We start from the raw sequence: 24,858 nt of genomic DNA, 5'->3' as shown, positions 1-24,858 counted from the left end.
GTCACGGTCGACGACAGGCGCTCGACGCGGACGGGGGCGGACCTGTGACAATGCCGGGAGTAAGTTTGCTGCGCCGTGGCGGCGCTCGCGGGCCCTGGCCCGTCGACGCCGGGAGAACGAGGATGGGCACATGAGCGACTGGACGGCCTTCGGACGGGTGGACGCGGACGGCACCGTGTACGTCAAGACCGCCGAGGGCGAGCGGGTGGTCGGATCCTGGCAGGCGGGCGCTCCGGAGGAGGGACTGGCCCACTTCGCCCGCCGCTTCGCGGACCTGGTCACCGAGGTGGACCTGACCGAGGCACGGCTCAACTCGGGCGCGGCGGACGCCGGACACTCGTTGACCACGATCCGCCGGATCCGCGCCGGGCTGGCCGAGGCGCACGTCGTCGGCGACATCGACGCCCTGACGGCGCGGCTGGACAAGCTCGCCGGGGTCGCCGAGGAGAAGGCGGGCGAGGCGCGCGCCGCGCGGGAGGCCGCCCGGGGCGAGGCCCTGGCGCGCAAGACCGCCCTCGTGGAGGAGGCCGAGAAGCTGGCGGCCGAGTCGACCGGCTGGAAGACCGCCGGGGACCGGCTCAAGGAGATCCTCGACGAGTGGAAGACCATCCGGGGCGTCGACAAGAAGGCCGACGGCGAGCTGTGGAAGCGGTTCGCCGCCGCCCGGGACGGCTTCACCCGCCGCCGGGGCGCCCACTTCGCCTCCCTCGACTCGCAGCGCAAGCAGGCGCAGCAGGTCAAGGAGGACCTGGTCGCCGAGGCCGAGAAGCTGCGGGACTCCACCGACTGGGCGGCCACGGCCAACCAGCTCAAGGACCTGATGACCCAGTGGAAGGCCGCCCCGCGCGCCGCCAAGGAGGCCGAGCAGAAGCTCTGGGAACGGTTCCGGGCGGCCCAGGACGCGTTCTTCACCCGGCGCAGCGAGGTGTTCTCGGCGCGGGACAACGAGCAGCGGGCCAACCTGGAGCGCAAGCAGGCGCTGCTCGCCGAGGCGGAGGCGCTCGACGTCGACGCCGACCCGAAGGGCGCCCAGGCCAAGCTGCGCGAGATCCAGGCGCAGTGGCACGAGGCCGGCCGGGTGCCGCGGGAGGCCGCCGCCGGGCTGGAGCGGCGGCTGCGGGTCGTCGACGACAAGGTCCGCGAGGTGATGGACTCGGCGTGGCGGCGGACCACCAAGGAGGACAATCCGCTGCTGGCCCAGATGCGCGCGCAGGTGGCCGAGGCCGAGGAGCGGCTGGCCCGGGCCCAGGCCGCCGGGGACAACCGGCGGATCAAGGAGGCCGAGCAGGCGCTCGCGTCGAAGCGGCAGTTCCTCCAGCTCGCGGAGCAGGCCGGCTGAGCTGACCGTCCCGGAAGCCCCCGGCCCCCACGCGGGCCGGGGGCTTCCGGCTGTCCGGGGTTCCGGATGCCTCTCCTCCCGCCCCGCGCCCCGCGCCCCGCGCCCCACGCCCCACGCCCCACGCCCCACGCCCCACGCCGAGATCGTGCTCGATCGTGGATCGAGTGGCATCGCCGCCGCCCGGATGCCACTCGATCCACGATCGTGCGGCGGGCACCGACCTTCGGGCGATCCGACCGGCGCGCCCGGCCAGGTTGACGCGTCGAGGCAACCTGATGACAATCATCGGCGGAGCCAAGCAGCAGCACCGGCGCGAGGGCACCGACGGCGGCACCGCCGTCGGGAGTCGCCGGTCCACCGCGAGTGGTCGCGTACGCGTCGTCGCCACATCCGCATTCCGCGTTCCCGGTCGGCATATCGTCGTCACCGGTCGGCAGGCTGCCGCCCCGGTCGGCGCGCCGTCGGCACGCCGACCTGCGGGCACCGGGCGACGGCCCTCCCCCTGGTTTCCGCCCGCGCCGTCGTATGCGGCGGCGGGCATCCGAAGTGGAGTCCGCATGCACAGATCCACCGCCCTCGGCGGCGCGCTCACCGCGCTCGCCACCGCCGCGGCCGGCGTCCTCGTCGCCGCCGCCGTCGGCACCGCGCCGGCGGCCGCCGCCACCGGCGGCACCGGCACCGGCTACCTGCACACCAACGGCAGCAAGATCGTCGACAGCACCGGCGCGACGGTCCGCCTGACCGGCATCAACTGGTTCGGCATGGAGACCGACAACAAGACCTTCCACGGCCTGTGGTCGAACAACCCGTGGCGCGGCCAGCTCGACACGATGGCCCGCCTCGGCTACAACACGCTGCGCATCCCGTACTCGAACGACGCGCTGAAGCCGGGGGCGACGGCGAGCGGCATCAACGACTTCGTGAACCCCGACCTGGTGGGGCTGTCGCCGTTGCAGATCCTCGACAAGGTCATCGCCTACGCGGGCAGCAAGGGGATGCGGGTCATCCTGGACCGGCACCGGCCGACCGCGGCCGGGCAGTCGCCGCTGTGGTACACGTCGACCGTGTCGGAGGCGACCTGGATCAACGACTGGAAGATGCTGGCCCAGCGGTACGCGAACAACCCGACGGTCATCGGGGCGGACCTGCACAACGAGCCGCACGCCGAGGGCACCAACCCGGCGGCCACCGGCGCCTGCTGGGGCTGCGGGGACACGACGCGGGACTGGCGGCTGGCGGCCGAGCGGGCCGGCAACGCGATCCTCGGGGTGCAGCCGAACTGGCTGATCTTCGTCGAGGGGGTGAGCTGCCCCAGCGGCGGCCTGTCGAACGTCTGGGACAACGACCCGAGCAACGACGAGGACTGCGGCTGGTGGGGCGGCAACCTCTCCAAGGCCGGGCAGTTCCCCGTCCGGCTGAACGTGGCGAACCGGCTGGTCTACTCCCCGCACGAGTACGCCACCAGCGTCTACGAGCAGAACTGGTTCAAGGCGCCGGACTACCCGGCGAACCTGCCGGCGATCTGGGACAAGTACTGGGGATACCTCTACAAGCAGAACATCGCCCCGATCATGATGGGCGAGTTCGGCAGCACCCTGGCCGACCCGCGCGACAAGGTGTGGCTGGAGAACCTGATGGCGTACACCGGCACCGGGGTCAACGGCATGTCGTTCACCTACTGGTCGTGGAACCCGAACTCGGGTGACACCGGCGGCATCGCGCTGGACGACTGGACCAACGTCAACACGGCGAAGCAGGCGATCCTCCAGCCGTACCTGATCGCGCCGGTGGGTGGCGGGACCGATCCGACGCCGACCGGAAGCCCGACGGGGACGCCGACCGGCACCCCCACGCCCACGCCGACCTCCACCCCGCCGCCGACCACCACGCCGCCGCCGGCCGGCGGCTGCACCGCCACCTACCAGCAGGTCAGCTCGTGGGCGGGCGGCTTCCAGGGCGAGCTGACCGTGAAGAACGGCGGCTCGTCGGCGGTCAACCCGTGGTCGGTGACCTGGAACTGGCCGGCCGGGGTCACGCTGGTCAGCGGCTGGAACGCCACCGTGACCCAGTCCGGCACGACGGTGACGGCCGCCGCGCCGGCCTGGTCCGCCTCGCTCGCGGCGGGCGCGTCGGTGACCGTCGGCTTCACCGCCAACGGGTCCGCCGCGACGCCCGGCACGGTCAAGCTGAACGGCGTCGCCTGCTGACGCTGCGCGCCACCGAATGACGGCGGCCGGCACCCGACCCGGGTGCCGGCCGCTGATCTTCGTACAGGTCGGGACGGTCGGCGCAAAGGGTTTACATCGATCGATATCTGTGTTTACATCGGGAAAGCGCTTGCCTGAGTAGTCGGCACGCCAGCACGGGAGCCGCTTCTCACCCCAGGACAGTCCACACCGGCGGGGACCCGGACCACCGTCTCCGGCCGACCCAGACGCCACGACCGGGCACCGGCGTCAGCGATCGGCCGATCGGTCCGCGCCCCCGCGACCACCGAAGGGAAGCACATGCGCATCACGGCACGACGTCGCACCACGCTGCTCGCCGCAGCCGCCACCGCCTCCGCCCTCGTCGCCGGAGCCCTCACCGTCGCCACCGCCCCGGCCTCGGCCGGACCCACCGACCTGGTCGGCTGGGCCACCCAAAACGGGGGCACCACGGGCGGCGGCAGCACCCCGGCCACCACGGTCACCAGCGCCTCCGCGCTGACCACCGCCGTCGGGTCCAGCAGCGCGGCGGTGATCCGGGTCTCCGGCACCATCTCCTGCTCCGGCATGCTGCGGGTCCGGTCCAACAAGACCATCCTCGGCAACCCGGGCGCGACCATCAGCGGCTGCGGCTTCAACATCAGCGGCGACCGCAACGTGATCATCCGCAACATCACGTTCAAGAGCTGGAACGACGACGCGATCAACGTGCAGGAGTCGGCGACCAACATCTGGGTCGACCACAACACCTTCACCGGCGGCTACGACGGCGCGGTCGACATCAAGCGCGGCTCGGACTTCGTCACCGTGTCGTGGAACCGGGTCTACAGCCACGACAAGTCGATGCTGCTCGGCCACAGCGACGACAACGCCAGCCAGGACACCGGCCACCTGCGGGTGACCTACCACCACAACTGGTTCGACGCGAGCACCCAGCGGCACCCCCGGGTCCGCTTCGGCAACCCGGTGCACGTCTACAACAACTACTACTACCGCAACAGCGGCTACGGCGTGGCCTCCACCATGAGCGCCGGCGTGCTCGTCGAGGGCAACTACTTCGAGAGCGTCAGCGACCCGTTCCACCTCGGCGAGGGCAGCTCCGGGCCCGGCACCCTGGTCGCCCGGAACAACTACTTCGTCAGCTCCGGCAGCGGCCAGGCCGGCGGCAGCGTGAAGAGCATCCCGTACTCGTACACCCTCGACAGCGCGAGCAGCGTCAAGTCGATCGTGACGGGCGGCGCGGGCGCGGGTCGGATCTCGGTCTGACCCCGCGCGACCTGGTCGGGGCCCGCCGGCGCGGCGGGCCCCGATCGCGTCAGTGCGCCGCGCAGCCGGTCGCCGGCGCGGGCGTCGCGGCCGGCGCGCCGACCGTGGGCAGCCCGAGCAACACCCCGGGGGTACGCGGGGCGCGGCCGGCCTCGGCGGCGTCGCCGGCCCGGGTGCGCCGGTGCGCCAGCGGCGCCCCGTCGGCGTTGAGGTGGTGCGGGGCGGCGTAGGTGACCGTGGTGTGCACGATGTCGCCAGGGCGGATCCGGCCGGCGAGCGACCCGGCCTCGCCGTGCTGGCCGTTCACGCCCGTCGCGCCGTGCCCGCCGTTCGCGCCCGTCGCGCCGTGCCCGCCAGTCGCGAAGTGGACCAGGCGGCCGTCGCGGGCCCGGCCCGACATCCGGCCCGTGCGCTCGTCCTTGCGCCCCTCGCCGACGGCGACCAGCACCTCGACGGGCTGCCCCACCAGCTTGCGGTTCTCCGCCCAGGTGATCTCCTCCACCGTCGCGATCAGCCGCTCGTAGCGCTCCTGCACCACCTGCTTGGGCAGCTGGTCGGGCATCGTCGCGGCCGGCGTGCCGGGGCGCTTGGAATACTGGAACGTGAACGCCGAGGCGAACCGGGCCTCGCGGACCACGTCCAGGGTGCGCTGGAAGTCGGCCTCGGTCTCGCCGGGGAAGCCGACGATGATGTCGGTGGTGATCGCCGCGTCGGGCATCGCCGCCCGGACCCGCTCGATGATCCCCAGGTACTTCTCCGACCGGTAGGACCGGCGCATCGCCTTCAGCACGTCGTCGGAGCCGGACTGCAACGGCATGTGCAGCGAGTGGCAGACGTTCGGGGTCTCGGCCATCGCGGCGATCACGTCGTCGGTGAAGTCCTTCGGGTGCGGGCTGGTGAACCGGACCCGCTCCAGCCCGTCGATCTCGCCGCAGGCGCGCAGCAGCTTGCCGAACGCGTAGCGGTCGCCGAACTCGACGCCGTAGGAGTTGACGTTCTGCCCGAGCAGCGTCACCTCCAGCACGCCCGAGTCGACCAGGGCGCGGACCTCGGCGAGGACGTCGCCCGGGCGGCGGTCCTTCTCCTTGCCGCGCAGGGACGGCACGATGCAGAACGTGCAGGTGTTGTTGCAGCCGACCGAGATCGACACCCAGCCGGCGTACGTCGACTCGCGCCGGGTCGGCAGCGTCGACGGGAAGACGTCGAGCGACTCCAGGATCTCCACCTCGGCGGCGGCGTTGTGCCGGGCCCGCTCCAGCAGCGCCGGCAGCGACCCGATGTTGTGCGTGCCGAACACCACGTCCACCCAGGGCGCCTTGCGGACGATGTCGCCGCGGTCCTTCTGGGCGAGGCAGCCACCGACGGCGATCTGCATCCCGGGGTGCTTGTCCTTCACGGGGCGCAGGTGACCCAGGTTGCCGTAGAGCCGGTTGTCGGCGTTCTCCCGGACGGCGCAGGTGTTGAACACCACCACGTCGGGCTCGCCGTCGGCCTCGACGGCGCGCACGTAACCCGCCTGTTCCAGCAGGCCGGAAATGCGCTCGGAGTCGTGCACGTTCATCTGGCAGCCGTACGTGCGCACCTGGTAGGTGCGCGGGCTGCCCGCGGCTGCGGTAGTCATGACCCGCACAGCGTATCCGCACGAGCCGACAGAACCCGAACGAGGAGGAGCCGTGTGCCGCAGCATCAAGACCCTGCGTGAGCCGTACGTGCCGGAGGTGAGCCGGGCCGACATCGAGGCGGCGGCGTTGCAGTACGTCCGGAAGATCTCCGGGTTCCGCGCGCCGGCCGCGCACAACGCGGCGGCGTTCGACGCGGCCGTGGCCGCCGTCGCCGAGGCCACCGCGACGCTGCTGGACCAGCTCGTGGTGCGCGGCGGCACCCCGCAGCGCCCGGCCGCCGAGGGCTGAGCCGGGGCTGCCGCGGTCCCGGGCCGGCAAGCGCCGTGCCCGGGCCACCGGGGCCGGACCGGGCCGGGCCGGGCGAGCCACGGGACCGGGCCGGGGCTGGGCCGGGGCCGAACCGCACAGGGGCCGAGCCGGACCGGGCCGGGGCCGCCGGGGCAGCGCCCGGGGCTCCGGGCGGCCGGCCCCGGGCGGTCAGGCCGCGGCGAGGGCCGGGAAGACCGAGTCCGGGGCCCACCTCGACCGGTGGCAGCGCGACCAGCCCCGGCAGCCGGGGTGGGCCACGGTGCACAGCCGCTGGCCGCTGAGCACCTCGCCGTCGTCGGTCTCCCGCACGTCGAAGTGCACCGGCCGGATCGTGCCGTCCGGCGCGACCAGCAGGTGCCGGCCGGCGTCGAGGGTGTCGTCGCGCAGCACGCAGTTGCGGCCGAGCAGCCGGGCCAGCGCGGCGACGCAGGGCAGCTCCGTCAGGCTCTCGGGCACCCCGTAGCAGTCCACCATGGTGCCGAACACCCCCGGCGCCTCCCAGACGTCGCAGATCACCGCGTACGTCGGCAGCCGGGCCGGGTCGGCCACCGCGAGCGGCATCACCACCCGCCCCAGGGCCTCGGCCAACGCCGGGTACACCTCCACCGGGGGTGCCCCGTCGATTCTCCAGTTCCACAGCTCGGTCACGCCGCCTCCTCGCTGCGTTCGTCCCACCAGCCTCCGGATCGGGCCTTACTGACGATGGTGGGGGGCATTTGACCGCAGCCGGGGGCAAGTTACCGGTCTGTGACCATTCCGGGCAAAATTTCCTACGCCGCGGTCGCGGACAGTGGCGGAAAGACGACAGTTTATCGGCTATGGTGCGCAGGCCGGAAAGCCCGCAGGCCGCGCGGGCGAGCCGAGATCAGCGCACGACCAGCAGGTGCTCGCCACGCGGCAGCAGCTCCCCGACCACCGGGGCCCCCGGCAGCTCCCCGGCGACCAGCAGCCCGCCCGAGGTCTGCGCGTCGGCCAGCAGCAGCCGCTCCGCCTCGTCGACGCCGCCGAAGTCGGTCCAGGGCGTCACCCAGTCCAGGTTGCGCCGGGTGCCGCCGCTGACGTACCCGTCGCGCAGCGCCTCCCGCGCGCCCGGCAGGTAGGGCACCCGGGCCGCGTCGATCGCCACCGTGAGCCGGCTCGCCCGGGCCAGCTTGGAGGCGTGCCCGAGCAGCCCGAACCCGGTCACGTCGGTGCCGCACCGGACGCCGGCGGCGACCGCCGCCCGCGCGGCGTCCCGGTTCAGCGCCGCCATCGAGGCGACCGCCTCGGCGAACCGCTCGCCGGTGGCCTTGTGCCGGGTGTTGAGCACCCCGACGCCGAGCGGCTTGGTCAGCGACAGCGGCAGCCCGGCCCGCCCGGCGTCGAGGGTGATCAGCTCGTCGGGCCGGACCACGCCGGTGACCGCCAGCCCGTACTTCGGGCCGTCGTCGTCGACGCTGTGCCCGCCGGCCAGGTGGCAGCCGGCCTCCCGGGCCACGTCCTGACCGCCGCGCAGCACCTCCCGGGCCAGCTCCAGCGGCAGCCGCTCGCGGGGCCAGCAGAGCAGGTTGAGCGCGACGAGCGGGGTGCCGCCCATGGCGTACACGTCGGAGAGCGCGTTGGCGGCGGCGATGCGGCCCCAGTCGTAGGCGTCGTCGACGACCGGGGTGAAGAAGTCGGCGGTGCTGACCAGGCCGGTGCGCTCGTCGAGGCGGACCACCGCGGCGTCGTCGCCGTTCTCCAGGCCGACCAGCAGCTCGGCCGCGCCGGCGGACGGGCCGAGGCCGGCGACCATCGCCTCCAGCTCGCCGGGCGGGATCTTGCACGCGCAGCCGCCGCCACGGGCGTAGTCGGTCAGTCGCACCGGCTCGGTCATCCCCTCATGATCGCTTCCAGCCGGCCCCGCCGCCACCCGGACGGGCCGGTCGGGGACGGATACCTGACTCCCGGTGCGGATCGTTACCGGTGTTACCGCACCGTGACCAGATGAGTGGCGATCCGCCATGTCGACCCGCCTACAGTGGCCGGACCGGGGGTCATCCGACTCGGACGTACGTGACGACAGGGACGGTGGACGACGTGACGACGGGCGAACCGCTCATCGTGCTGGACGGGGTCAACAAGCACTTCGGGCCGCTGCACGTGCTGCAGGACGTCTCGCTCTCGGTCGGCCGGGGCGAGGTCGTCGTCGTGATCGGCCCGTCGGGCTCGGGCAAGTCGACGCTGTGCCGGGCGATCAACCGGCTGGAGCCGATCAGCTCCGGCACGATCACCTTCGACGGCACCCCGCTGCCCGCCGAGGGCAGGGCGCTGGCCCGGCTGCGCAGCGAGGTCGGCATGGTGTTCCAGTCGTTCAACCTCTTCGCGCACAAGACGATCCTGGAGAACGTCACGCTCGGCCCCGTCAAGGTCCGCAAGGAGAAGCCGGCCGCCGCGCGCGAGCGCGGGCTGGCCCTGCTGGACCGGGTCGGCATCGCCAACCAGGCCGACAAGTATCCCGCCCAGCTCTCCGGCGGCCAGCAGCAGCGGGCCGCGATCGCCCGCGCGCTGGCGATGCAGCCCAAGGCGATGCTCTTCGACGAGCCGACCAGCGCGCTCGACCCGGAGATGGTCGGCGAGGTGCTGGAGGTGATGACCTCCCTGGCCCGCGACGGCATGACCATGGTCGTGGTCACCCACGAGATGGGCTTCGCCCGGCACGCGGCCAACCGGGTCATCTTCATGGCCGACGGCCAACTCGTCGAGGACGCTCCCCCGGCCGAGTTCTTCGCCAACCCGCGCAGCGAGCGCGCCAAGGACTTCCTGTCGAAGATCCTGACGCACTAGGCGTCCGTCCGTGGAGCGCGTCGTCCCCCGGCGGGCTCCGTCGAAGAAGGAGAGAAGTATGCGTATGAAGCGCGTGGCGGCGGTCGCCATGATGGCCTCACTCGCCCTGTCGGCTGCGGCCTGCGGCAAGGAGGGCACCCCGGCACCGAGCAGCGGCGGCAACGCCTCCGGTGGCGCCCAGGGTGACGCCTGCACGACCTCGGGCGCGACCTTCACCCCGAAGGCGGACGCCAACGTCGCGGGCAGCCCGACGTTCGAAAAGATCAAGTCTGCCGGCACGGTCACCGTGGGCGTCAAGTTCGACCAGCCGAACCTCGGCTACAAGGACGCCCAGGGCAAGCGGTGCGGCTTCGACATCGAGATCGCCCAGTACGTCGCCAGCACCCTCGGCGTGGACCCGGCGAAGATCGAGTACAAGGAGATCGCGTCGGCCAACCGGGAGACGGCGATCAAGGGCGGTGAGATCGACTACTACGTCGGCACCTACTCGATCACCGACAAGCGCAAGAACGACATCTCCTTCGCCGGCCCGTACTTCGTCGCCGGCCAGGACCTGCTGGTCCGCAAGGACGAGACGGCGATCACCGGCAAGGACACCCTCAAGGGCAAGAAGGTCTGCTCGGCCACCGGCTCCACCCCGATCCAGAAGGTCCGCGACGAGGGCCTGACCGAGCCGGAGAACATCGTCGAGTTCAAGACCTACTCCGAGTGCGTGTCGCAGCTGCTCGACAAGAAGGTCGACGCCGTCACCACCGACGACGCCATCCTCAAGGGCTACGCCGCGCAGAACCCCGACGAGCTCAAGGTCGTCGGCCAGCCGTTCAGCACCGAGAAGTACGGCATCGGCCTGCCCAAGGACGACAAGGCCCTGCGCGACTACGTCAACGACCAGATCGAGGCCGCGGCCAAGGACGGCACCTGGCAGAAGATCTACGACGGCACGCTGGGCAAGTCGGGTTCGGCGGGCAGCCCGCCGGCGCTCGAGCGCTACTGACCGTCGGTTCACCACGTGACGTGGTGCCGGGCGGGGGTTCTCCCGCCCGGCACCCGCCCGAGGACTGAGAGCGAGGCATGGGCGAGTTCCTCCGTGTCCTGACGGACAACTGGACCCTGTACCGGGAAGGGTTCACCAACACCGTTCAGCTGTTCCTGATCGCCGCGGTCGGCAGCCTCGTCCTCGGCACCCTCCTCGGCGCGATGCGGGTCTCCCCCGTGCCGGCGCTACGGGCCTTCGGCGCGACGTACGTCAACATCGTCCGCAACACCCCGTTGACCCTGGTCTTCGCGTTCCTGGTCTTCGCCGTGCCGAAGCTGGACGTGAACATCGACTACTTTCCCAGCGCCTGCATCGCGCTGACCGTCTACACCGCGGCGTTCGTCTGCGAGGTGATCCGCTCCGGCGTCAACACGGTCGGCACCGGGCAGGCCGAGGCCGCCCGCGCGCTGGGCATGACCTTCGCCCAGGTGCTGACCCTGATCGTGCTGCCGCAGGCGCTGCGGGCGATGGTGCCGCCGATGATGAGCGTGTTCATCGCGATGCTGAAGAACACCACGATCGCCGCCGGCTTCTCGGTGCTGGAGGCGGGCGCGATCCCGGCCTACATGGCCGAGCGCGGCGAGCCCCAGTTCGCCGTGCTGCTCTGGATCACCATCGGCTTCCTCATCCTGATCCTGCCGCTGGTGGCGCTCCAGCGGTTTCTCGAGCGCAAGTGGAGGGTCGCCCGGTGAGTCAGGCCTCGGTTCTCTACGACCTGCCCGGCCCTAAGGCCCGTCGACGCAACGCGATCCTCGGCGTCGTCTCGATCGCCGGCATCGTCGCGCTGCTCGCCTTCGTCGGCTGGAAGTTCTACGAGACGGGCCAGTTCGAGGCCCGCAAGTGGGAGCAGTTCGAATATGCTGCCGTGCAGCGCGAGCTCCTCGCCGGGCTGTGGGCCACCCTCAAGGCCGCCGGCATCGCCGCCGTGCTGGCCCTGCTGTTCGGCGCGGTCTTCGCCAGCGCCCGGCTCAGCGACAAGTGGGTGCTGCGGGCCCCGGCCAGCTTCGTGGTCGAGCTGTTCCGTGCCGTCCCACTGCTGATCCTGATCTTCTTCGGGTACTACGTGCCGTTGCAGTACGGCTGGTCGATCGACAAGCTGTGGGCGCTGGTCATCGGCCTCATGCTCTACAACGGCTCGGTGCTGGCGGAGATCTTCCGGGCCGGCATCAACGCCGTGCCGTACGGCCAGACCGAGGGCGCGTACGCGATCGGCCTGCGCAAGAACCAGGTGCTGCGGCTGATCCTGCTGCCGCAGGCGTTCCGGTCGATGCTGCCGGCGATCGTCAGCCAGCTCGTCGTGCTGCTCAAGGACACCGCGCTCGGGTTCATCATCACCTACCCGGAGCTGCTCTTCGTCGGCAAGCAGATCGGCGGCCGGCTGGCGTTCGGGCTGCCCTACGTGCCGACGTACCTGATCGTCGCGGTGATCTACATCGCCATCTGCGGGCTGCTGTCGATCTTCGCGTGGTGGCTACAGAAGCGGCTGGGGCGGATGCCGCGCACAGCCGCGAAGGTGCTACCAGCCCAGGACGCCGGCGAGGACGCCGCCCGCATGGTCTGACCCCACCCTGATTCACCCCGTTTCGCCGGTGTGGCGGTGTCCCAGCGCTGGGACACCGCCTCAGCATTCCGGCGCGGTGGCGAGTGTTGGGAGTGGCTGTCAGCGGGCGATCTCGGTGACCCGGGACTCGCGGACCACAGTCACCCGGATCTGCCCCGGGTAGGTCAGCTCCTCCTCGATCTGCTTGGCCACGTCCCGGGCCAGGACCGCCGCGCCGATGTCGTCGACGTCGTCGGGCTTGACCATCACCCGGATCTCCCGGCCCGCCTGCATGGCGAAGACCTTCTCCACGCCGAGCTTCCCGGCCGCGATCTCCTCGATCCGCTCCAGCCGCTTGACGTACGCCTCAAGGCTCTCCCGCCGCGCCCCCGGCCGCCCGCCGGAGCAGGCGTCGGACGCCTGGGTGAGCACGGCCTCGATGGTCTGCGGCGGCACCTCGTTGTGGTGCGCCTCGATCGCGTGGACGACGTCCTCGCTCTCGCCGTACTTGCGGGCCAGGTCAGCGCCGATGATGGCGTGGCTGCCCTCGACCTCGTGGGTGAGCGCCTTGCCGATGTCGTGCAGGAACGCCGACCGCTTGATGGTCGGCACGTCCAGCCGCAGTTCGGCGGCCATGATCCCGGCGATGTGCGCGGTCTCCACGAGGTGCTTGAGCACGTTCTGCCCGTAGGAGGTGCGGTAGCGCAGCCGCCCGAGCAGGCTCACCAGCTCGGGGTGGATCTCGGTGATGCCGACCTCGACGAGGGCGTCCTCGGCGGCCCGGTGGCAGAGCTGCTCCACCTCCTGCCGGGCCAGGTCGTAGACCTCCTCGATCCGGTGCGGGTGGATCCGGCCGTCGAGCACGAGCTTCTCCAGCGTCAACCGGCCGACCTCGCGGCGGACCGGGTCGAAGCAGGACAGCAGCACGGCCTCCGGGGTGTCGTCGATGATCAGGTTGACCCCGGTGACCGACTCGAAGGCGCGGATGTTGCGCCCCTCCCGGCCGATGATCCGCCCCTTCATCTCGTCACCGGGCAGGTGCAGGACGCTGACCACGCTCTCCGCGGTCTGCTCGCTGGCCACCCGCTGGATGGCGTCCACCACGATGTGCCGGGCGCGCTGCTCGGCGGTGTTGCGGGCGTCGGACTCGATGTCCCGCACCAGCAGCGCGGCCTCCCGCTTCGCCTGGGTCTCGATCACCTCGATCAGCTCGGCGCGGGCGGCGTCGGCGGTCAGCCCGGCGACGCGCTCCAACTCGCGGCGGCGCTGCTCCTCGGCCTCGGCGACGGCCTGCTCGCGCTCGGCCAGCGCGGACTCGCGGGCGGCGAGCGCGGCGCTGGCGGCGGTGAGCTGCCGCTCCCGGTCGGCCAGCCGCTCCACCTCCTCGGTGTGCAGCCGCTCCCGCTCGTCCATCCGGGCGGCCCGCCGCTCCACCTCGGCGGCCTGCTCCCGGGTGGTCGCGGCGAGCACCGCGACCTCGCGTTCCCCGCTGCGGCGGGCCGCCGTGCGCAGCTGCTCGGCGTCGGCCTCGGCCTGCTTGTGGGCCCGCTCCAGGACGGTGTCGGCCTCCGCGCGGGCGTCGTCGAGCACCCGACGGGCCTCGGCCCGGGCCGCCTTCGCCTCGGCCTTCGCGGCGGCGGCCTCGGCGCGCGCCGCCGACGCGGCTGACTTGGCCACGTCGATGGTGCTGTTCACCTCGTCGGCGGCGGTGCGCAGGGCGGCCAGCGACTGCTCCTGGCGGTCCTTCTCGGCGATGTAGGCCGGGTCCTCCGGGCGGGGCGCCGCGCTGAGCCGGCGCATCGTCCGCACGCCCACCAGCACCGCGCCGACCACGACCAGGACGAGGACGAGCACCACCCCGAGGAGGACGGCGTCGAAGGCGTTCACGGCCGCGTCTCCGCGCCGGACCGGCACCGCGCCGCCGCCCGTGCGCCGTTGCCGGCCGCCGCCGGCCTGCCGCTGTCGCCGGCCGCAACCCGCCTGCCGGCCGACGCCTGCGGACCACTGTCGTCTGCCGCCCGCGCACTGCGGCGTGCGCCGTCGCCGACCGCCGCCCTGCCGGGACCACCCGTGGACCTCTGCCGCCCCGCCATGGCCGCCTCCCCTGAACGTCGGCACCGCAGTGAGCGTGCCGGGTGGGCACGTGCGCTGCGGCTCTGAGACGCCCGACCTGAGCGACTGGCCGTGGATAGCTTTCCGCCGGCGGTGCCCACGGGGCATCGCCGACGGCCGGGTGCAGTTGTCGTGCCGACCCCGGACCGGCCTGTCCGGAGCTGACACCGCAGGCCGGCGAGCCGGCCAAAGTGATGCTGTTCTGTTACGCGATCTATGTTGTGCGCTTTGCTTGCGCTTGGTCGGGCAATGTGAGCCTGTATGGCGAGGCTAGGTCTCCGGGTGCCGTCTGGTCAAGGACTCATGATCAAACCCCCCGAACGGAGAGAAGTTGACGAGTCACTAACCGCTGATACCGCGCCGGACACGACCGGACAAAGGAGACCGGACCCGTCCCGCTCAGCGGGAATCGCCGACGCCGCTCGGCCGGGGCCGCCCCGGCGCGCGCCCAGCCGGGCCGGACTGCGGCCCGACGCCGGCCAGGCGCGCCTCGACGGGCCCGCTCAGTCGAGCGGGCGGGAGTCCGGGGTGAGCTCGCCCTCCGCGTCGGCGAGCGCGTCGGCGTCGATGCCGTCGGCGAACTCGGCCGCCTCGGCGCTCTGCGCGGCGAGCGCGTCCTTCACGGCCCGGATCGCCACGCCCGGCGGGTAGCCCTTGCGGGCGAGCATGCCGACGAGGCGGCGGAAGACGGCGTCCGGCTCCCCCCGGGCCGTGCGCAGCTTCCGGTCGACCAGCGCCCGGGCCGTCTCGGCCTCGGTCTCCTCGTCCAGCACGCCGAGGGCCTCGCTGGCCACCTCGCCGTCCACGCCCCGCCGCCGCAGCTCGTTGGCCAGGGCCCGGCGGGCCAGCCCCCGGCCGGCGTGCCGGCTGGACACCCAGGCGCGGGCGAACGCGGCGTCGTCGATGATGCCGACCTCGTCGTAGCGGTCGAGCACCCCGGCGGACACCTCCTCGGAGATCCCCCGCTTGGCCAGCGCGGCGGCCAGCTCGGCCCGGGTACGCGGGCGCACGGCGAGCTGGCGCAGGCAGACCTCCCGGGCCAGCTCCGCCTCGTCACGTGGCGGCGCCTCGGTGTCGTGCGGGGCGTCCGCGCCGACCTCCGGGGGGATCGCCCCGTCGGTGGGGGCACGCCGGCCACGTCGGGGACGGGGCGGGCCGTCGGCGTCACCCGCGCGGGGCGGGCTGGCATCCCAGCCCCGCCCCGTGCGGGCGCGTCGTCCTGTCACTGGTCAGCGGCCGGTCAGAAGTCGACCGGCGGCAGCTCCGGGCCACCGGCGGCGTCGCCCGCGCCGACCCCGACGCCGAGCTTCTCCAGGATCTTCTTCTCGATCTCGGCCGCCACGTCCGGGTTCTCGCGGAGGAACTCGCGGGCCTTCTCCTTGCCCTGGCCGAGCTGGTCGCCGTCGTAGGTGTACCAGGCGCCGGACTTGCGGATGATCGCCTGCTCCACGCCCACGTCGATGAGCGAGCCCTCGCGGGAGATGCCCTTGCCGTACATGATGTCGAACTCGGCCTGCTTGAACGGCGCGGCGACCTTGTTCTTCACCACCTTGACCCGGGTGCGGTTGCCGACCACGTCGGTGCCGTCCTTCAGGCTCTCGATGCGACGCACGTCGAGCCGGACCGAGGCGTAGAACTTCAGCGCCCGGCCACCGGTGGTGGTCTCGGGCGAGCCGAACATGACCCCGATCTTCTCGCGGAGCTGGTTGATGAAGATCGCCGTGGTGCCGGTGTTGTTGAGCACACCGGTGATCTTCCGCAGCGCCTGGCTCATCAGCCGGGCCTGGAGGCCCACGTGGCTGTCGCCCATCTCGCCCTCGATCTCGGCGCGCGGCACCAGGGCCGCCACCGAGTCGATCACGATGATGTCGATCGCGCCGGAGCGGACCAGCATGTCCGCGATCTCCAGCGCCTGCTCGCCGGTGTCGGGCTGCGAGACCAGCAGGGCGTCGGTGTCGACGCCGAGGGCCTTCGCGTATTCCGGGTCGAGCGCGTGCTCGGCGTCGACGAACGCGGCGATGCCGCCGGCCCGCTGGGCGTTGGCCACCGCGTGCAGGGCCACCGTCGTCTTACCGCTGGATTCCGGGCCGTAGATCTCGACCACCCGGCCGCGGGGCAGGCCCCCCACGCCGAGGGCCACGTCGAGGGCGATGGACCCGGTCGGGATGACCGAGGTCTGCACGACAGGGCGCTCCCCCAGGCGCATCACCGAACCCTTGCCGAACTGCTTGTCGATCTGAGCGAGAGCAAGGTCGAGCGCCTTCTCCCGGTCAGGACCTGCCGCCATCGTTGCCACCCCTGCCTTCGCCGGCGTCTTTCCTGAGCTTCGCGTCACGCGGACACGCTAGGCGCTGGGTCCGACAGAAAACCAGCCGACGGGCCGCGAGCTGTGGACGAGCACCCCGCTGTGGACAATAGCCGAACAGGTGTACGACTCGACAAGCGACACGCGGGAGGAAGGAAAAGGCTGCTCAGCGTAGTCGCGCGGGCACCCGGTCGGGGTACGCGGCGACCACCGCCCGCCACACGACGTGGGTCTGCTCACCCGAGCGGAGCGCCTGCTCGATGGTCCGCCCGCCGAGCTGGGACAGCACCTGGTCCGAGGCGATGCTGCCCGCGTACCCCGGGCCGAACGCCTCCTCCAGCCGGGCCCAGAAGTCGGTCAGCCGCACGGTCACTCCTCCTCGTCCGGCGCCCGCCCGGGCACCGCACGCAACGCTAGCGCCAGCAGCGGCACCGTCGCGATCGCGGCCAGCAGGGTCAGCGTCGGATACCCGGCGACCTGCATGACGAACCCGCTCAGCGCGCCGGCGGCGGCCCCCGCCAGGCCCATCGTCAGGTCGGAGAGGCCCTGCACGCTGGGCCGCACGTCGGCGGGCACCGACTCCGACAGCAGGGTGGAGCCGGCCACCATGGTCCCGGACCAGCCGAGCCCGAGCAGGACCAGGCCGACCGAGAGGCCGGGCGTGTGGTGCCCGGAGGCGCCCGCCACCGCGCAGGCGACCAGCAGCACGGCCAGGCCGCCGAGGATCACCGGCCGCCGGCCGAGCCGGTCGGTAAGCCAGCCGACCACCGGGGAGAACGCGTACATGCCGGCGATGTGCAGGCTGAGCACCACCCCGACCACCCCGAGCACGGCGGAGTCGTCGTGGTACTCGCCGAGGCGTACCGGGGTCATCGACATCACCGCGACCATCACGAGGTGGCCGACCGCGACGGCGGCGATGCCCAGCCGGGCCGCCGGCCGCTCGCGGACCACCCGCCAGGCGACCCGCATGCCCGCGCCGCGCCGCCCGGTCGCCGCCGGCCCGGCGGCCTTGCCGGGAGCGGCGGCGTCGGGAGCGGCGGTGTCGGGAGCGGCCTCGACGTCCGCCAGCCGGCGCGCGGTGAGCAGCGGGTCGGGCCGCAACAGTACCAGCAGTACGCCGGCGGTCAGGGCGAACGCCACCGCGCTGAACGCGAACGGGCCGGCCAGCGACGGCAGCCCCCACCCCCGGGTGGTGCGGTCGGCCAGCGCGGCGAAGTTCGGCGCGGCCACCGCACCGATCGTGGTGGCCCAGACGACCAGGGAGAGCTGGCGGCCCCGGCGGGCCGGCTCGGCGAGGTCCACGGCCGTGTAGCGGGCCTGGAGGTTGGCCGCCGAGCCCCCGCCGAACAGCAGCATGCCGAGGAAGAGCAGCGGCACCTGGCGGGTCGCCGCGGCGAGCACCACCAGCACGCCCCCCACCGCCCCGACCAGGTACGCGGTGACCAGCCCCGGCCGGCGGCCGTGCCCGGTCATGATCCGGGTGACCGGGACGGCGAGCAACGCGCCGCCGACCACCGCCGCGCTCTGCGCCAGGCCGGCGATCGCCGTGCCGGCGACCCGGGCCGCGAGCAGCGCGCCGACCGAGATGCCGATGGTGACCCCGATGCCGCCGATGATCTGGGTCACGACGAGCAGCCGCAGCGTGCGGCGCTGGATCGGCGCGACGTCGGCGCGGCTCGGTGCCGGCGCGGTGAGGTCGGTGGCCATCGGCGGCTCCTCGGTGACGGCGGGGGGTGCGGCCCGCCCATCCTCACGCACGCACCCGGACCTTGGACAGTTGCGGTCCCGCCGGAACCACAACCGTCCATGGTCGGCGGCGGACCAGCCCGCCGACGGGGCGGCGGCCAGGGCCGGGGGCGGTCGGCGGCGGACCGGTCGGCGGCGGGTCAGGCCGCGAGGGCCCGGGCGGCGACCGTCAGGTCGGCGACCAGCCCGGCGTACGCGGTGTCCTGGTCGTCGGCGCGCAGCACCGCCGACGGGTGGATGGTGGCCAGGAGCCGGGCCGCCGGGGCGTCGGCGACCCCGCCCGCCGAGTCGACCGGCACCCGGGCGAAGTCCTCCGGCCGCTCGGCCGACGCCGGCCAGGGCATCAGCGTGCCGCGCTGCCGGGTGACCCGGAACGACGGGCCGAGCAGCGCCTTGGCGGCGGTCGCGCCGAGCACGACGACGAGCTCCGGGCGCAGCCGGGCGAACTCGGCCACCAGCCAGGGGCGGCACGCGGTGACGTGCACCCGGTCCGGGGTCTGGTGGATGCGCCGCCGGCCGCGCAGCTCGAAGCGGAAGTGCTTCACGGCGTTGGTGAGGTAGAGCCCCGTCGGGTCGAGCCCGGCGTCGTCGACCGCCCGGCGCAGCAGCCGGCCGGCCGGCCCGACGAACGGCAGCCCCTTCTGGTCCTCCATGTCGCCGGGCTGCTCGCCGACCAGCACCACCCGGGCGTCGGCGCCGCCGCGGCCGAAGACCGTCTGGGTGGCGTCCCGGTGCAGCTCGCAGCCCCGACAGCCGCCCGCGGCGGCGCGCAGCGCGTCGAGGGTGTCGGCCTGTGGAGGGATGAACTGCTGCGCACCGGGGGCGGTGTCGGTCTTGTCCGTCATGCCGATCTTTCTACCCCCCGCCGCCCCGCCCACGCGGGCACCCCCACCCGGCGCGCCCACCCGGGGACGGCCTGTCAGGCCGTGAAGGGGGGTGGGGGATGGGGGGTGACGGCGGCGGCCAGGGCGTTCGCTAGGGGTGGGAGGTCGGCGGGGTCCAGCTGGCTGACCGTGACGCGCACGCCGGGGGCGGCGGCGATGCGGAACAGCGCGCCCGGGGCCACCGCCCAGCCGGCGTCGCGCAGGGCGGTGACGGCGCTGGTCTCGTCGGGCACCGGGAGCCAGACGTTGATGCCGGTGCGGCCGTGCCCAACCAGCCCCCGCGCGGCCAGCGCGGCGAGCAGGTCGCCGCGGCGGCGCTCGTAGTCGACGCCGGCCCGGTCGACCAGGGCGGCCGTGCCCGGGTCGCGCCACAGGGCGAGCACGAGGCGTTGCAGCACGGTGGAGACCCAGCCGGCGCCGACGCGGGCCCGGCCGGCGACCCGGGCCACGGTGGCCTCGTCACCGGCCAGCACGGCCAGCCGCAGGTCGGGCCCGTAGGGCTTACTCACCGACCGGACGAAGGCCCACGCGCCGGTCACCCCGGCGAGCGGGTGCAGCGGTACGCGGGCCAGCTCGGCGGCGTGGTCGTCCTCGATCAGCAGCAGGTCCTCGCGGCCGGCGAGGAGGGCGCGCAGCGCGGCGGCCCGGTCGGCGGAGACGGCCGCCCCGGTCGGGTTCTGCGCCCGGCTGGTCACCACCAGGGCGCGGGCCCCGGCGGCCAGCGCGGCGCGTACCCCGGCCTCGACCGGGCCCTCGTCGTCCACGGGCACCCCGATCGGGCGCAGCCCGAGGGCGGCGACGAGGTCGAGGAGGTTGGCCCATCCCGGGTCCTCGACGGCGACCGCGTCGCCGGGGCGCAGGTGGGCGGCGAGCAGCCGCTCGATGCCGTCGAGCGCACCGCCGGTGACCGTGACGTCGTCGGCCGGCACCCCGTCGGCGGCGAGCCGCTCCCGGGCCGCGTCGGCCAGCTCGGGCAGGACGCCGGCCGACGCGTACCCGGTGGGGGTGCCGAACTCGGCGGCGAGGGCGGCCAGGTGCGGACCGAGCGGCGGGAGCAGCCGGGTGTCGGGCTCGCCGAGGGACAGGTCGCGGACGCCGGGCGCGGTGCTCGGGCGCAGCGCGCGGCGGGTGGCGACCGGCGGGCGGGGGCGGACCCGGGTGCCGTGCCGGCCGGCGGTGGCGAGCAGGCCGCGCTGCCGCAGGTCCTGGTAGGCGCGGGCCACCGTGGCCGGGCTGACGCCCAGCTCGGCGGCGAGGGCCCGCACCGGGGGCAGGGCGGCCCCGGCCGGCAGGTCGCCGGCGCGGACGCCCGACTCGATGCTGGCGGAGATCTCGGCGGCCGTCCCGCCGGTGACCTGATATCGTGCTGACACAATTCGAGGATTGTACTAGCACGAAAGCGGGTCCTCGCATGTACCCACCCACCCCCCGGACCACCGCCACCCGCAGCCGCGACCGGATGAGCTACGACCGGGCCGCCGCGCACGCCGTGCTCGACGAGGCGTACCACTGCGCGCTCGCGTTCACCGTCGACGGCGAGCCCCGGGTGCTGCCCACCCTGCACGTCCGCGTCGGCGACACGCTCTACCTGCACGGCTCCACCGGCAGCCGGCCGCTGCTCGCCGCCCGGGGCGACGGCCTGCCCGTCTGCGTGGCGGTCACCCTGCTCGACGGGCTGATCTACGGCCGCTCCCAGTTCCACCACAGCGCCAACTACCGGTCGGTGGTCGCGCACGGCACCGCGCACCTGGTCACCGACGCCGGGGAGAAGTCGGCCGTGCTGACCGCCCTGGTGGAGAAGGCCGCCGCCGGGCGCAGCGCCGACAGCCGCCCGCCCAGCCGCCGCGAACTCGCCGAGACCGCCGTGCTGGCGCTGCCGCTGCGCGAGGTCTCCGTCCGCGCCCGCGCCGGCGGTGTGCGCGACGAACCCGGCGACCACGACCTGCCGCACTGGGCCGGGGTGCTGCCGCTGCGGCTGACCGCCGGGCGGCCCGAGCCCGACACGGGCGTGACCGCGCCGCTGCCGGCGTACCTGCGGCCGGACCGCTCGCCCTGGCTGGAGCCCGCCGTGCTGCGGGGCGCGCACGTCGTCCTCGAACCGCTGGACCTCGCGCACGCCGACGAGCTGCACGCCGCCACCGCCGACCCGCAGGTGTGGCAGCACCTGGGCAGCCACCGCCCCGCCGACCCGGCCGGCACGGCCGAGACGATCCGGGCCGCCCTCGACGCCCACCACCGCGGCGAGCGGGTGCCGTGGGTGCAGCGCTGCGCCGTCACCGGGGCGGTCGTCGGCAGCACGTCGTACTACGAGGTCGACCCCGACCGTCGGGCGGTCGCCATCGGCTACACCTACCTGGGCCGGCCCTGGTGGCGCACCGGCGTCAACACGGAGGCGAAGCTGCTGCTGCTCACCCGCGCCTTCGAGGAGCTGGGCGCGGTGCGGGTGGTCTGGCACACCGACATCCGCAACGAGCGCTCCCAGCGGGCCATCGAGCGGCTCGGCGCCACCCGCGAGGGGGTGCTGCGCCGGCACCGGCTGCGCCCCGACGGCACCTGGCGGGACACCGTGCAGTATTCGCTGACCGACGAGGAGTGGCCGAACGCACAGGCCAGGCTGCGGGAACGGCTTCGCCCCGGCCCGGTGCCGGCGCGATGATGTCGGGCGTGCTGGGCATCACCGACATCTGGACGTACGTGCTGGGGACCGTGGCGATCGTGCTGCTCCCCGGCCCCAACTCGCTCTTCGTGCTCTCCACCGCCGCCAAGCGCGGGGTACGCGCCGGCTACCGGGCCGCCGGCGGGGTCTTCCTCGGCGACGCGGCGCTGATGACGCTCTCCGCCGCCGGGGTGGCGTCGCTGCTCAAGGCGTACCCGCCGCTGTTCCTGGTGGTGAAGTACGCGGGCGCGGCGTACCTCGGGTGGGTCGGGCTGACCATGCTGCGCGGCGCGTGGCGGCGCTGGCGGGACCGCAACGACCCGGCCACGCCGCGCCTGATCGACGCCGCCGAGCCGGCGGAGCTCCGCAGCCCGTTCCGGCGGGCGCTGGTGATCAGCCTGCTCAACCCGAAGGCGATCCTGTTCTTCGTGTCGTTCTTCATCCAGTTCGTCGACCCCGGGTACGCCTGGCCGGCGCTGTCGTTCCTGCTGCTCGGGCTGATCGCCCAGGTCACCAGCGCGCTGTACCTGACCGCGCTGATCTTCGCGGGCACGTTCCTGGCGGCGCAGTTCCGGCAGCGGCGGCGGCTGGCCGCCGGGGCGACCACCGGCGTGGCGGCGGTCTTCCTCGGCTTCAGCGTCAAGCTCGCCACCGCCTCGGTGTAAGGAAGGGCCCCTTGTTAACGCATACGGTATAGAAGGGTCCCCTTCTTACCGCGGCGGGCGGCGGCGGGCGGCGCACGGCCGCGGCGGGCGGCGGCGGGCCGCGGGCGGCACGAGAGGCAGGGCGCGTCAGGTGCCGTCGCCGCCCCCGCCACCGCCGCCGATGCCCGCCCCGCCGGCGGTGCCGCCGAGGCCGTAGCCGGGGCGGACCGGCTGGTCCGGGGGCCGGCTGACGTGCGCCGACTCGGTGATCCGGGCCGACCAGTGGGCGTGCGACGCCGCGGCGGCGTGCCGGTTGATCGCGTGCCGCAGCCAGCCGTCGACCACCGCGACCCAGTCCACCCGGTCCGCGCCCGCGTGCCAGACCCGGAACCGGCTGATGCTCTGGTGGGTGACGCCGGCGAGGGAGAGCCGCCGGTCGGCCCACAGCAGCACCTCCAGCCCCGCCGGGTTCGCCACGAAGACCACCTCCAGCTCGGTGATCGGCCCGGCGTACAGCGGGGCCACCCACCAGCCGAGCCGCTGGTGCAGCGGGAGCACCTGCTCCACCCCGGGCAGCCGGCCGTCGACCAGGCCGGCCTGGCGCATGCTGAAGCCGAGCGCGTCCAACGCGGCGAGGACGTGCTGCTGGGTCGGCAGGGGGTGTACGAAGACCGGCACCAGCGCGCCCTGCTCCAGGTCCACGTCGAGGGACGCCTCCGTGCGCAGCCCCGTCCGCAGGCTCATCAGCGGCACCCCGCCGAAGACCGTCACCGGGGTCTCCCAGGGCAGCGGCACGGCGAAGTCGACCGCCCGCCGCCGCCCGGCCGGCACCACGAACGCGCCCGCGATCGTCACCTGGTGGAACTGGACGAGCCGCCTCGGCGCGCCCGGGTCGTCCGGCTCGACCTGGCTGACCAGGCCGAGCCGGAGCCGCCGGACCGGCACGTCGTCGGGCCCGGCGCGCAGGACCACCCGGCCGGGCAGCCGCAGCCCCGGCCGCGTGCTCGGGTTGGGCAACGTGGTCCGCACGGACAGCCCGGTCCAGCCGGACTCCGGCGACACCCCGGTCAACCGCACGGCGCTTCCTCCGTACCCCCTCGGTGTGGCACGGCTTTCCCCGCCGCCGGCCGGACAGTCCTGCCCGGCCGGCGCGGACGCCGGGGCCGGCCCGGTGACGCCGGGCCGGCCGCACGGACGTCGGCGGGGCGTCAGCGCATCCGGCGGCCCCGCGGCACCGGGTCGGTCTCGTCGTCGAACTCGCCGATGACCTCCTCCAGCAGGTCCTCCAGCGCCACGAAACCGATCGGGCGGGTCGGGCCGCCGCCGTTGCGGACCAGGGCGAGCTGGGCCCGCCGGTCCTTCATCGCGGTCACGGCCTCCGTCACCGACGCGGACGCCGGCAGCGTGAACGCGTCGGTCATCAGCTCCCCGGCGGTCGCCGCCCGGCCCGTCGTGGTGGCCCGCACGGCCTCCCGCACGTGCACCAGGCCGCACACCTCGCCGCCGGCGTCGAGCACGGCCAACCGGGACCGGCCGCTGCCGCGGGAGACCTCCTCGACCCGCTCGGCCGGGTCGTCCCGGCCGACCGTGACGATCCGGTCGAAGGGCTCCATCACCTGCGCGACCGTGGTGCCCTGGAGCTCCAGCATGCTGGTGAGCATCCGGTGCTGCTCCGCGCCGAGCAGCCCGTGCTCGCGGGACTGCTCCAGCAGGATCCGCAGCTCGTCGGGGCCGTGCACCTGGGCGAGCTGGTCCTGCGGGCGCACCCGCACCAGCCGCAGCATCGCGTTGGCGACCGCGTTCAGCGCCGACAGCACCGGCCGCGCCACCCGGGCGAAGGCCCGGAACGGCAGCGCCAGCAGGGTCGCCGACCGCTCCGCGTCGGTGATCGCCCACGACTTCGGGGCCATCTCGCCGACCACCAGGTGCAGGAAGGTGACCAGGCCGAGGGCGAAGACCAGCGCCACGACGTGGCTCGCCGCGGCCGGCAGCCCCACGGCGTGCAGCAGCGGGCTGAGCAGGTGCTCGATCGCCGGCTCGGCCAGCGCGCCGAGGCCCAGGGTGCACAGCGTGATGCCGAGCTGCGCGCCGGCCAGCATCAGGGACAGCTCGCGCACGCCGTCCAGCGCCGCGCGGGCCCCCCGGCCACCGCCGGTGGCGACGGCCTGCTCCAGCCGGTACCGCTTGCTGGCCACCAGCGCGAACTCGGCGGCCACGAAGAACCCGTTCAGCGCCAGCAGCACGACGGAGACGACCAGGGCGACGCCGGGGCTCATGCCGCCTCCTCCGTGCCCCGCGCCCGGCCCGCGGCGCCGCCCGGCCCACGGCCATGAGCGGCGTCGACGGTGCGGGGTGCGTCGGCGGGGCCGCGTGCGCCGGCGGGG

General features: G+C 73.9%; 22 protein-coding genes. 10 read left to right on the top strand and 12 right to left on the bottom strand.

The window, feature by feature from the left end; translation table 11 throughout:
* The first annotated feature begins 130 nt into the window (after nt 1-130).
* From O7628_RS21565 to O7628_RS21555, 3 genes are all read left to right on the top strand, one after another.
* On the top strand, nt 131-1,339 hold the full coding sequence (locus O7628_RS21565) for a DUF349 domain-containing protein (RefSeq protein ID WP_074473951.1): 1,209 nt from the start codon (nt 131-133) through the stop codon (nt 1,337-1,339).
* Between the two features lie 557 nt (nt 1,340-1,896).
* Nucleotides 1,897-3,546 (top strand): cellulase family glycosylhydrolase, encoded by a 1,650-nt coding sequence (locus O7628_RS21560; protein WP_178063909.1) that lies wholly within the window; start codon nt 1,897-1,899, stop codon nt 3,544-3,546.
* 300 nt (nt 3,547-3,846) lie between these two features.
* Nucleotides 3,847-4,812, top strand: coding sequence for a right-handed parallel beta-helix repeat-containing protein (locus tag O7628_RS21555; RefSeq protein WP_278133131.1), 966 nt, complete (start codon nt 3,847-3,849; stop codon nt 4,810-4,812).
* A 49-nt stretch (nt 4,813-4,861) separates the two neighbouring features.
* Here the strand turns inward: O7628_RS21555 and miaB are convergent, their stop codons facing one another.
* Nucleotides 4,862-6,433, bottom strand: a complete 1,572-nt coding sequence (gene miaB / locus O7628_RS21550) for a tRNA (N6-isopentenyl adenosine(37)-C2)-methylthiotransferase MiaB (protein ID WP_278133129.1) — start codon at nt 6,431-6,433, stop codon at nt 4,862-4,864.
* A gap of 52 nt (nt 6,434-6,485) precedes the next feature.
* Here miaB and O7628_RS21545 point away from each other — a divergent pair, with 52 nt between their 5' ends.
* On the top strand, nt 6,486-6,722 hold the full coding sequence (locus O7628_RS21545) for a DUF2277 family protein (RefSeq protein ID WP_074473948.1): 237 nt from the start codon (nt 6,486-6,488) through the stop codon (nt 6,720-6,722).
* A 189-nt stretch (nt 6,723-6,911) separates the two neighbouring features.
* Here the strand turns inward: O7628_RS21545 and O7628_RS21540 are convergent, their stop codons facing one another.
* The gene (locus O7628_RS21540; protein ID WP_074473947.1) at nt 6,912-7,391 is read right to left on the bottom strand and encodes a hypothetical protein; all 480 of its coding nucleotides are present in this window, start codon (nt 7,389-7,391) and stop codon (nt 6,912-6,914) included.
* Nucleotides 7,392-7,608: 217 nt separating this feature from the next.
* Nucleotides 7,609-8,598: a selenide, water dikinase SelD gene (gene selD / locus O7628_RS21535; protein WP_278133126.1), complete on the bottom strand. Its 990-nt coding sequence runs from the start codon at nt 8,596-8,598 to the stop codon at nt 7,609-7,611.
* Between the two features lie 194 nt (nt 8,599-8,792).
* Here selD and O7628_RS21530 point away from each other — a divergent pair, with 194 nt between their 5' ends.
* The 4 genes from O7628_RS21530 to O7628_RS21515 all read left to right on the top strand — a co-directional run bounded on the left by O7628_RS21530 (nt 8,793) and on the right by O7628_RS21515 (nt 12,145).
* A complete protein-coding gene (locus O7628_RS21530) occupies nt 8,793-9,548 on the top strand; it encodes an amino acid ABC transporter ATP-binding protein (RefSeq protein WP_074473945.1) in 756 nt (251 codons plus the stop codon).
* A 58-nt stretch (nt 9,549-9,606) separates the two neighbouring features.
* The gene (locus O7628_RS21525; protein WP_278133125.1) at nt 9,607-10,542 is read left to right on the top strand and encodes a glutamate ABC transporter substrate-binding protein; all 936 of its coding nucleotides are present in this window, start codon (nt 9,607-9,609) and stop codon (nt 10,540-10,542) included.
* Between the two features lie 77 nt (nt 10,543-10,619).
* The gene (locus tag O7628_RS21520) at nt 10,620-11,276 is read left to right on the top strand and encodes an amino acid ABC transporter permease (RefSeq protein ID WP_278133123.1); all 657 of its coding nucleotides are present in this window, start codon (nt 10,620-10,622) and stop codon (nt 11,274-11,276) included.
* Entirely contained in the window at nt 11,273-12,145 is an 873-nt protein-coding gene (locus O7628_RS21515) for an amino acid ABC transporter permease (protein ID WP_278133122.1), read from the top strand. Before O7628_RS21520 ends, O7628_RS21515 begins: the two co-directional genes overlap by 4 nt.
* Before the next feature lie 99 nt (nt 12,146-12,244).
* Here the strand turns inward: O7628_RS21515 and rny are convergent, their stop codons facing one another.
* The 7 genes from rny to O7628_RS21480 all read right to left on the bottom strand — a co-directional run bounded on the left by rny (nt 12,245) and on the right by O7628_RS21480 (nt 20,547).
* Nucleotides 12,245-14,011 carry a ribonuclease Y gene (rny, locus tag O7628_RS21510; protein ID WP_074473942.1) on the bottom strand — a complete coding sequence of 589 codons (1,767 nt, stop codon included), beginning with the start codon at nt 14,009-14,011 and terminating at the stop codon, nt 12,245-12,247.
* Between the two features lie 728 nt (nt 14,012-14,739).
* A complete protein-coding gene (locus O7628_RS21505) occupies nt 14,740-15,462 on the bottom strand; it encodes a regulatory protein RecX (protein ID WP_278133120.1) in 723 nt (240 codons plus the stop codon).
* A gap of 14 nt (nt 15,463-15,476) precedes the next feature.
* Nucleotides 15,477-16,523: a recombinase RecA gene (gene recA / locus O7628_RS21500; protein ID WP_043962471.1), complete on the bottom strand. Its 1,047-nt coding sequence runs from the start codon at nt 16,521-16,523 to the stop codon at nt 15,477-15,479.
* 184 nt (nt 16,524-16,707) lie between these two features.
* Nucleotides 16,708-16,908 carry a DUF3046 domain-containing protein gene (locus O7628_RS21495; protein ID WP_074473940.1) on the bottom strand — a complete coding sequence of 67 codons (201 nt, stop codon included), beginning with the start codon at nt 16,906-16,908 and terminating at the stop codon, nt 16,708-16,710.
* Between the two features lie 2 nt (nt 16,909-16,910).
* On the bottom strand, nt 16,911-18,251 hold the full coding sequence (locus tag O7628_RS21490) for an MFS transporter (protein WP_278136375.1): 1,341 nt from the start codon (nt 18,249-18,251) through the stop codon (nt 16,911-16,913).
* A 179-nt stretch (nt 18,252-18,430) separates the two neighbouring features.
* Nucleotides 18,431-19,135: a UdgX family uracil-DNA binding protein gene (locus O7628_RS21485; RefSeq protein WP_074473938.1), complete on the bottom strand. Its 705-nt coding sequence runs from the start codon at nt 19,133-19,135 to the stop codon at nt 18,431-18,433.
* 74 nt (nt 19,136-19,209) lie between these two features.
* Complete coding sequence (locus O7628_RS21480) at nt 19,210-20,547, bottom strand: aminotransferase class I/II-fold pyridoxal phosphate-dependent enzyme (protein ID WP_278133114.1); 1,338 nt, start codon at nt 20,545-20,547, stop codon at nt 19,210-19,212.
* A 38-nt stretch (nt 20,548-20,585) separates the two neighbouring features.
* On the opposite strand from O7628_RS21480, the gene O7628_RS21475 reads away from it, so the two are divergent.
* Both O7628_RS21475 and leuE read left to right on the top strand, forming a co-directional pair.
* The gene (locus tag O7628_RS21475) at nt 20,586-21,830 is read left to right on the top strand and encodes a bifunctional pyridoxamine 5'-phosphate oxidase family protein/GNAT family N-acetyltransferase (RefSeq protein ID WP_278133113.1); all 1,245 of its coding nucleotides are present in this window, start codon (nt 20,586-20,588) and stop codon (nt 21,828-21,830) included.
* Nucleotides 21,827-22,495, top strand: coding sequence for a leucine efflux protein LeuE (leuE, locus tag O7628_RS21470; protein WP_043962465.1), 669 nt, complete (start codon nt 21,827-21,829; stop codon nt 22,493-22,495). The genes O7628_RS21475 and leuE overlap by 4 nt, the downstream gene beginning before the upstream one ends.
* A 126-nt stretch (nt 22,496-22,621) precedes the next feature.
* Here leuE and O7628_RS21465 read toward each other — a convergent pair whose 3' ends face one another.
* Entirely contained in the window at nt 22,622-23,551 is a 930-nt protein-coding gene (locus tag O7628_RS21465; RefSeq protein WP_278133111.1) for a sporulation protein, read from the bottom strand.
* Between the two features lie 131 nt (nt 23,552-23,682).
* Complete coding sequence (locus tag O7628_RS21460) at nt 23,683-24,750, bottom strand: hemolysin family protein (RefSeq protein WP_278133110.1); 1,068 nt, start codon at nt 24,748-24,750, stop codon at nt 23,683-23,685.
* Between the last annotated feature and the right edge of the window lie 108 nt (nt 24,751-24,858).

The organism is Micromonospora sp. WMMD956 (assembly GCF_029626125.1).
Lineage (GTDB): Bacteria > Actinomycetota > Actinomycetes > Mycobacteriales > Micromonosporaceae > Micromonospora > Micromonospora carbonacea.
The sequence above is the reverse complement of the archived record's forward strand: the minus strand, read 5'-3'. Positions and strand labels throughout refer to the sequence as shown.

What these genes read in the sequence shown, in the direction of transcription:
- leuE (WP_043962465.1), top strand. Translation starts at nt 21,827, where the DNA reads ATGATGTCGGGCGTGCTGGGCATCACCGACATCTGGACGTACGTGCTG.
- recA (WP_043962471.1), bottom strand. Translation starts at nt 16,523, where the DNA reads ATGGCGGCAGGTCCTGACCGGGAGAAGGCGCTCGACCTTGCTCTCGCT.
- O7628_RS21565 (WP_074473951.1), top strand. Translation starts at nt 131, where the DNA reads ATGAGCGACTGGACGGCCTTCGGACGGGTGGACGCGGACGGCACCGTG.
- O7628_RS21555 (WP_278133131.1), top strand. Translation starts at nt 3,847, where the DNA reads ATGCGCATCACGGCACGACGTCGCACCACGCTGCTCGCCGCAGCCGCC.
- O7628_RS21490 (WP_278136375.1), bottom strand. Translation starts at nt 18,251, where the DNA reads ATGGCCACCGACCTCACCGCGCCGGCACCGAGCCGCGCCGACGTCGCG.
- O7628_RS21475 (WP_278133113.1), top strand. Translation starts at nt 20,586, where the DNA reads ATGTACCCACCCACCCCCCGGACCACCGCCACCCGCAGCCGCGACCGG.
- O7628_RS21460 (WP_278133110.1), bottom strand. Translation starts at nt 24,750, where the DNA reads ATGAGCCCCGGCGTCGCCCTGGTCGTCTCCGTCGTGCTGCTGGCGCTG.
- O7628_RS21560 (WP_178063909.1), top strand. Translation starts at nt 1,897, where the DNA reads ATGCACAGATCCACCGCCCTCGGCGGCGCGCTCACCGCGCTCGCCACC.
- selD (WP_278133126.1), bottom strand. Translation starts at nt 8,598, where the DNA reads ATGACCGAGCCGGTGCGACTGACCGACTACGCCCGTGGCGGCGGCTGC.
- O7628_RS21520 (WP_278133123.1), top strand. Translation starts at nt 10,620, where the DNA reads ATGGGCGAGTTCCTCCGTGTCCTGACGGACAACTGGACCCTGTACCGG.
- miaB (WP_278133129.1), bottom strand. Translation starts at nt 6,433, where the DNA reads ATGACTACCGCAGCCGCGGGCAGCCCGCGCACCTACCAGGTGCGCACG.
- O7628_RS21525 (WP_278133125.1), top strand. Translation starts at nt 9,607, where the DNA reads ATGCGTATGAAGCGCGTGGCGGCGGTCGCCATGATGGCCTCACTCGCC.
- O7628_RS21485 (WP_074473938.1), bottom strand. Translation starts at nt 19,135, where the DNA reads ATGACGGACAAGACCGACACCGCCCCCGGTGCGCAGCAGTTCATCCCT.